Raw genomic sequence first — 14,728 nt, 5'->3', positions numbered from 1 at the left:
AAATTTGTTTTAAAATGATTGTTTTTTGCGAAAATTTATCTTGTTTAGTTTTAAAAATTCAAGAATATTTTTAAATTATTTCTTTAACTTTAAAAATAAAAATATAAAAGCTAATTTTATAAATTTAGTTAAATGGTGAATTTAATATTTTTTATAAACATTCTCATTTACAATATATATTAAAATTAATATTGAACTCTTTTTTACATATTAACTTCAAAATAAATTAATTATTTTGCAAAAAAAATGAAAAAAAGTTTTGCTTTTTATAATAATAATGTATATTTATATCACGGCGATATATCTGTCGTATAAGTAGTTTTTAAAAAAATAAAAAAAATTTTATTTATTTTAAAATTGTGCTATTATTGAATAGCAATTGCTCTAAAATTGCTTATTGTTCTTTGAAAACTAGATATATAAACATGACAAAGTCAATTTTTTCGAGAGTTTGATCCTGGCTCAGGATGAACGCTGGCTGTGTGCCTAATACATGCAAGTCGAGCGAAGTACTTGTACTTAGCGGCGAATGGGTGAGTAACACGTACTCAACGTACCCTTCAGTTTGGAATAGCAGTTGGAAACAGCTGATAATACCAAATACTTATTTTAATCGCATGATTAAAATATAAAAGGTGCCTTAAAGCATCGCTGGAGGAGCGGGGTGCGCAACATTAGCTAGTTGGTGAGGTAACGGCTCACCAAGGCCATGATGTTTAGCGGGGTTGAGAGACTGAACCGCCACACTGGGACTGAGATACGGCCCAGACTCCTACGGGAGGCAGCAGTAGGGAATATTCCACAATGGACGAAAGTCTGATGGAGCGACACAGCGTGCAGGATGACGGCCCCATGGGTTGTAAACTGCTGTGGTAAGGGAATAAAAAATAGTGTAGGAAATGCCACTATATTGAATGTACCTTATTAGAAAGCAACGGCTAACTATGTGCCAGCAGCCGCGGTAATACATAGGTTGCAAGCGTTATCCGGAATTATTGGGCGTAAAGCGTCTGTAGGTTGTTTATTAAGTCTGGCGTTAAATTTTGGGGCTCAACCCCAAACCGCGTTGGATACTGGTAAACTAGAGTTATGTAGAGGTTAGCGGAATTCCTTGTGAAGCGGTGAAATGCGTAGATATAAGGAAGAACACCAAGATGGCGAAGGCAGCTAACTGGACATACACTGACACTGAGAGACGAAAGCGTGGGGAGCAAACAGGATTAGATACCCTGGTAGTCCACGCCCTAAACGATGATCATTAGCTGATGGGGAACTCGTCGGCACAGCTAACGCATTAAATGATCCGCCTGAGTAGTACGTTCGCAAGAATAAAACTTAAAGGAATTGACGGGGACCCGCACAAGCGGTGGAGCATGTGGTTTAATTTGAAGATACGCGTAGAACCTTACCCACTCTTGACATCTTCTGCAAAACTATAGAGATATAGTGGAGGTTAACAGAATGACAGATGGTGCATGGTTGTCGTCAGCTCGTGTCGTGAGATGTTCGGTTAAGTCCTGCAACGAGCGCAACCCCTATTCTTAGTTACTAACATTTAGTTGAGCACTCTAAGAAGACTGCCCGAGTAATCGGGAGGAAGGTGGGGATGACGTCAAATCATCATGCCTCTTACGAGTGGGGCAACACACGTGCTACAATGGCCAGTACAAAGTGAAGCAACCTGGTGACAGTGAGCAAACCACAAAAAACTGGTCTCAGTTCGGATTGGAGTCTGCAACTCGACTCCATGAAGTCGGAATCGCTAGTAATCGTAGATCAGCTACGCTACGGTGAATACGTTCTCGGGTCTTGTACACACCGCCCGTCAAACCATGGGAGCTGGTAATGCCCGAAGTCGGTTTATTAACAAACTGCCTAAGGCAGGACTGGTGACTGGGGTTAAGTCGTAACAAGGTATCCCTACGAGAACGTGGGGATGGATTACCTCCTTTCTACGGAGTACAAAATCGATTAATATCGATATTAACCTTAATACAGACCTATTTTCATAAATTGTCATGGCTTATTAGGTCAATAGCAATATATCTAGTTTTGAGAGAACAACTCTCAATATGTTCTTTGAAAACTGAATAGTAAATATTTTAAAATATTACAACGACATCAAATAATAAATTAATTTGGTTAATTTGTTTTGATTCATCGAGTAGTTATTTAATATAACTCATTGAAATGTCTTAAAATACACATCATAACAACAATAGGAAATCTTAATTAATTTAATTAAGAACATACTTTTAAATAAGTAAGAGTTTGTGGTGGATGCCTTGGGTCTGGAAGTCGATGAAGGACGTGATTACCTGCGATAAGCCTCGTGGAGCTGGATATAAGCTACGAAACGGGGATTTCCGAATGGGGAAACCTAGCTAGGGTAATGCCTAGTTGCCTTCTTCTGAATACATAGGAAGTCGAGCGAGATACCATGTGAACTGAAACATCTTAGTAGCATGAGGAAAAGAAAATAAAAAATGATTTCTTTAGTAGCGGCGAGCGAACGAGAAAAAGCCCAAACCATTTTATAATGGGGTTGTAGGACAGTCTACATAGAGTTACAAAATTAAATGATAGCAGAAGCATTTGGGAAAATGCGTCATAGAAGGTGATAACCCTGTATGCGAAATTATTTAATCTCTTGACTGTATCCTGAGTAGGGCGGGGCACGTGAAACCCTGTCTGAATCTACCGGGACCATCCGGTAAGGCTAAATACTAACCAGACACCGATAGTGAACAAGTACCGTGAGGGAAAGGTGAAAAGAACCCCGGGAGGGGAGTGAAATAGATTCTGAAACCACTTACTTACAATTAGTCAGAGCCCATTTAAGGGTGATGGCGTACATCTTGCAGTATGGACCGGCGAGTTATGTTATCGTGCGAGGTTAAGCAGAAAAAAGCGGAGCCGTAGAGAAATCGAGTCTTAATAGGGCGCTTGAGTACGATGGCATACACCCGAAACCAGGTGATCTATTCATGAGCAGGCTGAAGCTTGGGTAACACCAAGTGGAGGGCCGAACCGTAGTACGCTGAAAAGTGCCCGGATGACTTGTGAATAGCGGAGAAATTCCAATCGAACTTGGAGATAGCTGGTTCTCCTCGAAATAGCTTTAGGGCTAGCGTGTGGTGTTAAGTGATGGTGGTAAAGCACTGAATGTGGAATGGCCGCGCCTAGCGGTACTGACTATAATCAAACTCTGAATACCGTCATGAATTACCATGCAGTCGGAACCGGGGTGCTAACGTCCCGGCTCGCGAGGGAAACAACCCAGATCGTCGGCTAAGGTCCCAAATTCGTGTTAAGTGAGAAAGGTTGTGAGGTTTCATAAACAACTAGGAAGTTGGCTTAGAAGCAGCCATCTTTTAAAGAGTGCGTAATAGCTCACTAGTCAAGAGACCTTGCGCCAATAATTTAACGGGACTAAAACACGAAACCGAAGCCACGGGTACATTTATGTACGTTAGAGGAGCGTTCTTAGGGCGGTGAAGCTAGACTGTGAAGACTAGTGGAGCGCTAAGAAGTGAGAATGCCGGTATGAGTAACGATTCGCAGTAAGAATCTGCGACGCCTATTGGGGAAGGTTTCCTGGGCAAGGTTCGTCCACCCAGGGTAAGTCAGGACCTAAGGCGAGGCCGACAGGCGTAGTCGATGGACAACAGGTTAATATTCCTGTACTTTCTATAATAGTGATGGAGTGACGGAGAAGGATAAACTTACCTCTTACTGGATTGAGGTGCAAGTATTCACTGGGAATTGTAGGCAAATCCGCAATTCATTAACCGGAAGATACAACGCATAGATTATAGCAATATAATTCAACAAGTTGATTTCATGCTTCCTAGAAAAGCTTCTAAACTTTAATATTATGGAAACCTGTACCGAGAACGGACACACGTCCCCAAGATGAGTATTCTAAGGCGAGCGAGAAAACTAGTGTTAAGGAACTCTGCAAAATGACCCCGTAAGTTCGCAAGAAGGGGTGCTCACGCAAGTGAGCCACAGAAAATTATGAGGGGCAACTGTTTATCAAAAACACAGCTCTCTGCTAAACCGCAAGGTGATGTATAGGGGGTGAAGCCTGCCCAGTGCCCGAAGGTTAAGTGGATGCGTTAGCTTTACGCGAAGCGTTGAAATGAAGCCCGGGTGAACGGCGGCCGTAACTATAACGGTCCTAAGGTAGCGAAATTCCTTGTCGGCTAAATACTGACCTGCACGAAAGGCGCAATGATCTCTCAACTGTCTCAACACTAGACTCGGTGAAATTATGGTCCCAGTGAAAACGCTGGGTACCCGCATCAAGACGAAAAGACCCCATGGAGCTTTACTACAACTTCGTATTGAAATTTGGTCTAACATGTGTAGGATAGGTGGGAGACAGTGAAACTAGAACGCTAGTTCTAGTGGAGTCAACCTTGAAATACCACCCTTGTTATATTGAGTTTCTAACTTGCCATCATAATCAGGTGGGAGGACAGTGCGTGGTGGGTAGTTTGACTGGGGCGGTCGCCTCCTAAAGAGTAACGGAGGCGTTCAAAGGTACACTCAATACGGTCAGAAACCGTATGTAGAGCGCAAAGGTAGAAGTGTGCTTGACTGTGAGACTTACAAGTCGAGCAGGTGCGAAAGCAGGACTTAGTGATCCGGCTGTACGTCATGGAACGGCAGTCGCTCAACGGATAAAAGTTACCCTGGGGATAACAGGCTTATCTTGCCCAAGAGATCACATCGACGGCAAGGTTTGGCACCTCGATGTCGGCTCATCGCATCCTGGAGCTGGAGTCGGTTCCAAGGGTTGGGCTGTTCGCCCATTAAAGCGGTACGCGAGCTGGGTTCAGAACGTCGTGAGACAGTTCGGTCCCTATCTGATGTGGGCGTTGGAATATTGATGAGAGCCGTTTTTAGTACGAGAGGACCGAAACGGACGTACCACTGGTGTTCCAGTTGTTCCGCCAGGAGCATAGCTGGGTAGCTAAGTACGGAAAGGATAACCGCTGAAAGCATCTAAGTGGGAAGCCTCCTCAAAGATTAGTATTCCCTTGAGATTCCTTATAGACTATGAGGTTGATAGGTTGGATGTGTAAGCATAGTGATATGTTGAGCTGACCAATACTAATAAATCGATAGGTTTAAAAGTAATGTGTATTTTATACATTTCAATGAGTTTTAAAACTTACTATTCAGTTTTCAGAGAACACGCTCCGTATGGAGTTTTTTTATTTATTTCTATAATGAAAAAATAATAATGATAATCAAATGCGACAACAAAAATTAACATTAATTTTGACAGAACCAATGAACATAAAAAAAGAAGTTAGAAATCAAAATTGAATTTATTAAATTAACATTCTTTTTTGACTTTTGTAGACAAATAATTTCCGATACAAAACTAATTAAAATTCAAGAATGATTTTATTTAAAATCACGATTAAAGCATCTGGAACAGATAAAGTGAAATTTACAAAAATCATGTATAAATTTAATATGGTATAAACATAAGTGCCCCGAGTTTCCAAGTTGCAAATTAAAAAATTCCGTAAATACCTCATTTTAAGGTACTTTCGGAATTTTTTATAATTTAATTACATTGTAATTTTTGATTGATTGTTCAATTAATTCATATAACATTGTTTCCTTTTCATTATCAGTATTTTCAATGTTGTATTCGTTAATAATTTTGTTATCAATTAAAATTTGAATTTTTTCGGCATTTTTGATAGCGTCTACATAATTGGAAATTGAATAATTTTTGTCAATTTTTGTTTGTTTTTTAACATATTTATTCAAAATATTTAAACCATACTGTAATAAAACCAATGAAATAAAGCATAAAGTAATATAACCTTCAATATGATTTTCACTCCAAACATACATAGGTCTAATTTTTAAACAATTTTTTAAGTTTCTAAAGTTATTTTCAATTTGTCATTGTTTTTGATATAAATCAACAATATCTAATGGCTTAAGATCTGTTCTTGAAGTTTCATAGACATAATAGCCATCAAATTGTTCATCTTCACTAATTTTTTCTAAATCTAATTGATAATAAGAAGTTGCTCCAATTTTTTTAAAAAATTTATGCTTTTTGGCAGCTATTAAATCTGTTTCAATTACTCTACCATTTTTTTGTTTTTTATTGAAAATTTCAATCAGTTGCATACGATCATTAAAATCTTTTGCTGCTCTTTTTTTACTATGGGTCATTATTTGTCTTCTTTTATGACCGTTGAACCGTTTGTTTTTTCACAGCGACATGAATTCTATTTCTTTATATTTAAAATCTTTGTTTACACGAATATAATCGTTTTGGTTAATTGTGTATTCTTTTCTTTGTTTTGTACTAGATTTCAAACGATAAGAGAGTATGTAATCTATGTTTAAAGATTCTAAAAAGCGTATGTTGCGGTTTGTGCTCATTCCTCTATCCGCGACAATTGTTACATTTTTTATATTATAAATATCCCGTATTTCCAATATAAAAGGTATAAAAGTGTTCACATCAGCAGTATTTCCCTTGAATATTTTGAAATGAAATGGAATTCCATTACAATCAGTAATCATTCCAATTACTATTTGATCTTCTTTAAATTTTCCGTCTTTTGAATAACCAGGATATCTCAATCCTTTTCTCGCAAAACTTTCAAAATACACTGTTGTTGAGTCATATCACAACACTTCAATATCACGGCTAGCATTTGAAGTTAATGAGTTATTTAATTGTTTTAAAATTTCATTTTTATTATTGGTTACATAATCTAAACTATTATAAAAAGTAGATTTTTTGAAGTCATTATTGAAATCATAAAGATGTTTTTGTTGATACATTTTGATCAAACTATCTTGGTTAATGATCCGTGAAGTGATTATATATTTGGCAATATCTAAAAGATTTTTTGATTTGCTTTTTTCACACAATTTGAAAGGGTTGATTTTATCACATAATTCATATAATGCTTTTATACCAAAATTTTGTTTTCGGATTTCTTTTTTAGATTGAGCTAAAACCTCCTTCACTTTTGATAATATTTTTTCTTTATTTCATTCAGTATTTCAATCAGCACACGCAACCTTAAGGGCGTTTATAGGGTCTAGATTTAAAGTTTTTAATGTTTCTAAATTACCAATTCCAATTGATTTTTTATAACCTTTTCCAAATCCAGCCGGTATTGCGACCGAGACATATGTTTTATCTTTTCTTTTTGATTGTGTTATAACCCATTTTTCCATAGTTAAATTATATCATAATTACAATGTAATTTTGTAATTTAAAAAAATTTTTTTATACTTTAGTATAAAGATGGCGAAAAAAGCTAAAAAATGACCCCTAACTTGGAAACTCGGGATAAATTGTTAGTTCAATATCGCTAGGCCTAATATTAATCGTGGCTTATGAAATTAAAAAAATTATTAATTTAAACATGGACAAAAAATATTAACATTTTTAATTAGCGAACGCCATAGCAATTTGTTGTGGCGTTTTTCATCCTAAATTTGATTGTATTCTTTCGTTGTTATATCAAAAAATATATTCCTTAATTTTATCATTTAATTCATCAAAAGTAATTTTTGTGTAATCTAAATCATTTAATAATTCAGTTTTAATCACACCAAATCAATATTCAATTTCTCTATTATCTAAAGAATTGCCAACTCTAGACATTGAAACTGTCCCGCCGAATTTTATAATTTTATTAATGTATTCTTGATTTGTATATTGAAAACCATGATCCGAATGAACGATAAATTTATCAAAATTTTCGTTTTGAATATCGTTAATATTATCTAAAACAAAATCTAGATTATTATTTTTGCTTAATCTAAAACCCACAATTTTTTTAGTTTTGTGATTGATGATAGCAGATAAATATACGTGATTTTCACGCACATCTTTTGGGGCATTTATGTATGAAACATCTGTGGCGAAAATATTTCTATTTTGGTTATCGTTATAATCTCTTTGAACGGTATTTGGGATCTGGCATTTTGTGTTTTTAATTTCTTTTCTTTTTCTTTTTTGTCTTAGCTTGCATTTAAGATTTAATTGATTTAAATATCTGCCTAAAGTTCTGTCATTTATGTGTATATTATATTGATTAAATATATAAATACTTAGCTTTTTTCTGCCAAATCTGCCTTTATTTGCTTCAAATGCTTCAACTATAATTTTTGAATGAGGAATTGTTTTTTCTGTATTTTGTTTAACTTTCGCATTAGAAATGGTTTGTCTACAAAGACTAAAAAACAATGCTAGTTTAATAAATTGGATTTTTAAATTTTTAGCTTCTTCTTTTTTCTCTTTTTTGGGTTTTTGGTTTGTTATTTCATAATATCTTTTTGCGATTTCAATTAGATCATTTCTGTCAAAAATATCTCAATCAAAATTTGGTTCTTTTCTAGGTCTTCCGCTACCTGGTTTTCTGTCTTTGCCTTTTTTAGTTAATAATTTTTCTTTCACGCCTAAATTATAATATTTTATTATTTTAGCAATTCTTACTGCAAGATATTTTTTCTTAACTAATTTTGTTTTTGGAGAGATATTTCAAAGTGTTTTTATAGCTTGTGATTTTCCATGTTTTTGGTAAACCTCAAAGATTAAATCGAATTCCTCCATTTTTAAATGTCTTGACATATTTAGTCCTTTCAATTTTTGTTTTTTTGATTTTTGGTGGGGTATACCCCACCCTCTATGGGTTGTGTACAAAAAATTAACACTTTACAATGTTAATTTTTGTTGTCCACCTTTAGAAAAGCTCATTTTTTAAATGCTTAAATTAACATATTGATGTTGTAAGGTATTATATTTTGCGTGGGTAGAAAGGCAAAAATGAAAAAAAACGAAATAAAATTTTACAAATACTTTCAAAATTGAATCGACATTTATAAAAAAGGCTCAATTAGAAAAATAACTTTTAATAAATATTTAACAACGCTTGACTGATTAATTAGAATATGCCCGGAATTAAAATTATGTGATCTAGATCGCATAACTTATCAAAAAATTTTAAACGAATATGCTGAATTCCACGAACGTCAAACAACAATGGATTTTCACCACCAACTCAAAAGTTGTCTTTTGGATGCTTTTGATGATGGCTTATTGCGTATTGATCCCACACGTAAAGTGGTTATTAAAGGCAAAATGCCATCCAAAAACAAAAAAATTAAATTTTTAAGTCAATTTGAATTACAGTTATTGATAAAAACACTCAATCTTAATGATACAATCAATTTTGATTGATTGATTTTATTGATTGCTAAAACCGGCTTAAGATTTTCCGAAGCACTCGCAATTACACCGGCTGATTTTGATTTTAATAAACAACAACTAAATATTACTAAAACTTGAAATTATAAAGACCATGATGGTTTTGCACCAACTAAAAATAAATCTTCTATTCGCAAAGTGCAATTAGATTGATTAACAACTTCGCAATTTGCAATGTTAATTAGAAATTTGGCTCAAGATAAACCAATTTTTGTCGATGAGAAAAAAATATTTAACTCCACAATTAACGATATTTTAGAGCGTCGCTGCAAAAAAGCAAATATACCCGTTATCTCAATTCACGGGTTAAGACATACGCACGCATCAATATTATTATACGCAGGTGTTTCGATTGCATCGGTGGCTAAACGTTTGGGACATTCTAGCATGAATACTACTGAAAAAATATATTTACATATTATTAATGAATTAGAAAATAAAGATATCGATTTAGTAATGCGATCGATATCTAGTTTATTTTAACTATATTATTACCCACAAATAACGACTAAAAATCGTTATTTTTAGTTTGGCGCAATTTTTCTAGTTCAGCCCGCGCTAGTTTTTGAACCCTTAAATCAGTGATTAAACCTCGGTAGTTTTTGTATAAATTTTTGCAATAATTTTTAACTTCAGTACTTATGTTTCAGTCTTGTATTAAATCATTTCAACCGTTATTTTCGTCAATATTTTGACTACGGTTATATAAGTTTCATACTTGAGTAAAATCTAGGTTAAATTTAAGTGCGTAATTTTCAATTTTTTGGCGCTCATGTGATTTTAAAATTTCAATAAGATTATTACCTGATTTAATATTGTCTCAATTATTTATTATTATATTAATTTGTTCGTTGGTTAAAACATTTCTTAATTTTTCTATAATTTCAAATTTATCAGCATTTTGCAAAATTTGTTCGTTTAGATTTTTTAGTCATTCAATATCTGTTATTTCGCTTTTAATAATAAAATCTATTTCATTTAAATTCAACACAACAGTAGATGTATCTAAAAGTTGAGTTTGGCTTGATTGATAAATTTCATTAATATCCACACTACGAATAGCACTTTTTAAACGCGGAATTATTTGCTTAATTTCATTAATATTGCTTTGGTATTGTTCGTATTCTTGTTCATTTTTTAATTTATTTAGTGAATTTCTGATTGTCAAAGAATTATCGTTGCGAACTAATTTTGTTACTTTTTCGGCTAAATTGCTAAATTCTTTTCTTGTTTCAATATCATTGTTATTTTCATCATCAAAAAGAATTACAATGTTTTCATTTTCGTCGGTATAAGCAATTTTTGTCAATATCTTTTTTATATCTTGATAAATATGGATTTGGTTTAAAACCAATTCTAAATCACTTACAGTTTGAATTTCATCTAGATCTTTTGCGTGAGCATATTCTAAAAAAGCTTCTTTGACATTTGATTTCATTCTTTGCGCAGCTTTAAAACAAACAATATTGCCGTGTTTTTTTTCATCATAATTTGCTGCGTTTAAAATTCTATTTGTTCGTGAAAACGCCTGGATTAAATTTTCCATTTTTACCATTTTGTCAAAATAAACTGTATTTATATATTTAGAATCATATCCGGTTAATAATTGGGATACAACAATTACAATATCTATTTTTTTATTATCAATTTCTTTTTTATTACCTCGTTTAAATATTAAATTGTTATATGGACCTTTGCGAGCTAATCTTTGTAAAATATCGTTTTTAAAACCATCTTTATATGTGTCGATATTGAAATTTGTTTTAAAATCCTCGTTATATTTTTGAATAATTTTTTCAATCGCGTCTTTTTTGAAATTATTTTTATCATAATCGCCAGTATTATCAATAGTTTCGTCGAAAATAGCGGTGATTTTATAATCATTATATTTTGGCTCGGAGCGAATTAATTGTTGAAACATATTGAAATAATTGACCGCTTCTTGAATACTTGAAGTGGCAAAAATAGCACTAAAATTACGCTGTGAACTACGGTTATAAAAATCTTTTAAAATAAAATTAGCCACACTATTTTTATAAAAACGATTTTGATAATACTGTTGGTCTAAAAGTTTATCTTCAATATCAGCTAAATCATTATCATCATTGTTGATGTGCATAATTGATTTGATACTTTGTCATTCTTGAACAAAAATGCTATCAGTTGAATTATTGAATTCTTCGTGAATTTGTGGGTAATTTTGTCTAAATTCATCTACTTTTTGCTGTAATTCTTCTTCACTATTTTGATTTATTAATTTGTTATTTTGTTTGATTCAAGTAAAAAAGGTAATGACTTCGGGAAAAGTTATATAGTCAATTGCAAATTTTAAAACTTTTTTATCTTTAATTCCATCCGAAATTGTATATTGATGCAATCTGTCTTTGCCAAAAATATCTTCGGTTGTTAAATTGTTTTTGGAGTTTTTTTCAAAAATAGGTGTTCCGGTAAAACCTAAAATAGCTGAAGCTGAAAATCACTGAATTATTGTGCTTAATTGTGAGCCAGAAGTAGAACGATGTGCTTCGTCAAAAATAAAAACATATTTTTTATCTTTAAATTTTGTAAAACTAGATTTATCTTCATTTTCATGAATCGTTTTATTGAGTCTATTGATTGTAGTAATGATTATTTTATTATCTTTAGTAGCCAAAACTTTTAGTAATTCGGTTGAATTTTTTGGCACATTAACTTTGCTTGCTTCTTCTTTTGTTCGATTTTCAAACCGGTTAAACTCTCTTTGAGTTTGATTATTTAACGCAATTCTATCAACAACAAAAATGACACCATCAGCAAATTTATAATCTAATAATAGACGCGAAACTATAAAACTTGTTAAAGTTTTACCAGAACCAGTTGTGTGTCAAACATAACCTGCTTTTAAAGAGTTATTGTTATAGTTTGAATCATTTCAAACACCATCTCCACCCGGCTTAAATTTTGCTAGTATTTTTTCCACAGCGTGAAATTGATAACTACGCAGCAAAATTAATTCATCATCTTCGTTGTTACCAATTGAATAATTTTGCACTAATTTATGTGAGGCTGGAATACTTAAAAATTGTTTTGCAATTATTTCTCAATTATTAATTTTTTCATTTTTTAAATTTGCCCAACTGGTAGCGTTTTTACGACTAGTATCAAATTGTTCGTGTTTAGTTGCATTTGGTCAATATTGCATTTTAGTAGGTGTCATTGCGACTAAAACGTGAACAAAACCAAAAATTCCTTGATACACTTTATCTCTATGATAATTTTTAATTTGATTTACTGCGTCACTAAATAAGTTGGCACTTCGTTTTAATTCAATGTGATAAAGCGGAAGACCATTAATCAATAATACTAAATCAAGACGTTTTTTTATATCAGCACGCTTAATTGATACTTCACTAGCAATTTGGTAAATATTATCGGCTGGATTGATTATTCCTTGTTTAAAAAAACGCAATTGGATTTCGTTGCCAAATCTTTCGCTTCTTTTTTCAAGCCGTTTAAAAGAGATTATTCCGTATTTTAACGCCTCGTTAGCAGAAGAAATTTTAGCCGTCATTGAATTAACTCGTGTTTTAATTTGTTCAAATTCCTCGTCGGTTAATGGATAACCCTCCAACTCGTTTTGGTTCATTTGGTTTAAGATCTGACGTCAATTTTGTCAAATATCTTCTTCGCTAACATGATTTAATTTGTTTGGTAAGTGTTGTTGAGAGGTATTTTTTCACTTACCTTCAGTAATTAATTTTTCAATTAAAGCACTTTGAAAATCTTTTTCATCATTAAAAAATTGCGGCATTTTATCCTCCATTTTAATTCTTTAATGTAATTATACTGATTTTAAACAAAAATAGACACTCAATGTGTCTATGATTGTCTATCCGTGGGTGTGAAATGAAAGCACAAAAATGGTAAAAATAATGCCCAAAAAAAACATAAATAGTGTAATAAACCATTTTTTCTTCTCTAAATTATTATGATAAAATTCGGGTAAAAATTCCACCATTGCCGTAAAGACCATTACTGAACCTATTGTGGCGGTAATAAATGCTTTTAGGGCAGGAATTTTTTCTAAAAATTCAGCTCCAAAAATACCTATAAATATAAATGGGATAATTAAAGCTAAACCTGCAATTGAATTTAATACTGCGTAAAAAGGTTTAATTCCCATTTCTCTTTGGCGATAATAAAACACAATTTCTTCGGGAATAGTGTGCATTACAAATGAAATAAAAAAAGCGATTGAAATTGCGTTGATATTTTGGTTGTGAATTAAATTAAATAAACTTATACCGATTAATAAACCTTCTGGTATGCGGTGTCCTAACAATAATATAAGCGCAGTTCATTTATTTTTTTGTTTATATTGTTTAGCTTCAACTTCGGCTAAATCATTAGTGTTTCAAATATGATCGCCGTGTGTGTGTTGGTGTTCTTTTTCGCCGTGGTGATGACCAGCTTCGTGAGTGTGGATGAATACAGAATTTTTTAAGTTATATTTTCTTTTAATTGTTGCATAAACAATATATTTGATTGTGAAAGCACTGATAATACCCAGTAGCGAACCACCTACAATTACTAAAATATTGTATAAATAAATGTTTGAAACAGCGATATTATCACCTTTTAGACCTCTGCCGCTACTTGTAATTTCAATAGCTTCGCGTAAATAACCAAATGAGCCTAAAATAATAAACATTCCAGTTATAAAAGAATACAAATATATTGAAAATTCTTTTTTTGGTTTTTTGATAAATAGTGGAACTACGGCAGCAATGATAATTGGAATTGAAAGTAAAATTAAAGACACAATTAAACCAAAAATGAATTTAGTGCCAATATCGGAAAGAGGAGTTTTTGCTAAATAATTATAGATTTTATACAAATAATTATTCATTATTTAGTTCCTTTAGTACTGATTTCAAAATTATGTTCCAAGTAATATAAAGGACGTTTGTTATTGTCTTTTTCGGCATTTTGTGAGGCTAATTGAGCCTTGAATGATATTGTTTTTTTGTCTTTATTGTAGTTTAAAAAAAGTGAATCTTTATTTTCAAGATAAATTTCAAATTTTAAAACTTTATCGTGGTCTTGAAACACGTTATTAATTACTTCTTCATGGATATGAGAAAAATTGCCGTTGCCATCTCAACCTTGATGCGGTCTTTTAGCAATTAATTTAATTAAAAAATATTTTTGAACAAAATCAATTGCTTGTTGCTGGGAATTAATGTTATTTAATTCCGGTATAACAATATTGTTAATTAATTGTTCGCTATAATTATTTTTTCATTCAATTCGCACACTATCTTCTTTAATATTTTTAAAATTTTGTTCATCAAGCTGTTCAAAATTAATTTTGCCTTCAACTTTTGTATATGTTCCATTTAATGAACATGAAACACTTAAAGCCACAGGCGTAAAAGAAAGAAGTGGTATGAATGATTTTATTCATTTTTTCAT

At 32.6% G+C, this 14,728-nt stretch carries 6 protein-coding genes and 2 rRNA genes; 3 read left to right on the top strand and 5 right to left on the bottom strand.

The genetic code is table 4. The annotated features are described in order from the left end of the window. Positions 1-439 precede the first annotated feature (439 nt). Positions 440-1,952 (top strand): 16S ribosomal RNA (locus EG856_RS01365). 301 nt (positions 1,953-2,253) lie between these two features. Continuing rightward, positions 2,254-5,146, top strand: a 23S ribosomal RNA gene (locus EG856_RS01360). Together the 16S and 23S rRNA genes form the textbook arrangement of a ribosomal RNA operon. A 434-nt stretch (positions 5,147-5,580) precedes the next feature. Here EG856_RS01360 and EG856_RS01355 read toward each other — a convergent pair. After that, positions 5,581-7,236, bottom strand: a complete 1,656-nt coding sequence (locus tag EG856_RS01355; protein WP_130429349.1) for an IS1634 family transposase — start codon at positions 7,234-7,236, stop codon at positions 5,581-5,583. A gap of 214 nt (positions 7,237-7,450) precedes the next feature. After that, entirely contained in the window at positions 7,451-8,638 is a 1,188-nt protein-coding gene (locus EG856_RS01350; RefSeq protein WP_130429348.1) for an IS3 family transposase, read from the bottom strand. 195 nt (positions 8,639-8,833) lie between these two features. On the opposite strand from EG856_RS01350, the gene EG856_RS01345 reads away from it, so the two are divergent. After that, positions 8,834-9,757 (top strand): site-specific integrase, encoded by a 924-nt coding sequence (locus tag EG856_RS01345; protein ID WP_130429347.1) that lies wholly within the window; start codon positions 8,834-8,836, stop codon positions 9,755-9,757. Between the two features lie 25 nt (positions 9,758-9,782). On the opposite strand, the gene EG856_RS01340 is transcribed toward EG856_RS01345, so the two are convergent. From EG856_RS01340 to EG856_RS01330, 3 genes are all read right to left on the bottom strand, one after another. Next, positions 9,783-13,064, bottom strand: a complete 3,282-nt coding sequence (locus EG856_RS01340) for a type I restriction enzyme subunit R domain-containing protein (protein WP_165381417.1) — start codon at positions 13,062-13,064, stop codon at positions 9,783-9,785. A gap of 78 nt (positions 13,065-13,142) precedes the next feature. Then, positions 13,143-14,162, bottom strand: a complete 1,020-nt coding sequence (locus EG856_RS01335) for a ZIP family metal transporter (protein ID WP_130429345.1) — start codon at positions 14,160-14,162, stop codon at positions 13,143-13,145. After that, a complete protein-coding gene (locus tag EG856_RS01330; RefSeq protein WP_130429344.1) occupies positions 14,162-14,728 on the bottom strand; it encodes a hypothetical protein in 567 nt (188 codons plus the stop codon). The genes EG856_RS01335 and EG856_RS01330 overlap by 1 nt, the downstream gene beginning before the upstream one ends.

It is taken from the genome of Mycoplasmopsis phocirhinis (assembly GCF_004216495.1).
Classification (GTDB): Bacteria; Bacillota_I; Bacilli_A; order Mycoplasmatales; family Metamycoplasmataceae; genus Mycoplasmopsis; species Mycoplasmopsis phocirhinis.
Note: the sequence above shows the minus strand (reverse complement) of the source record. Positions and strands in the feature narration are given on the sequence as shown.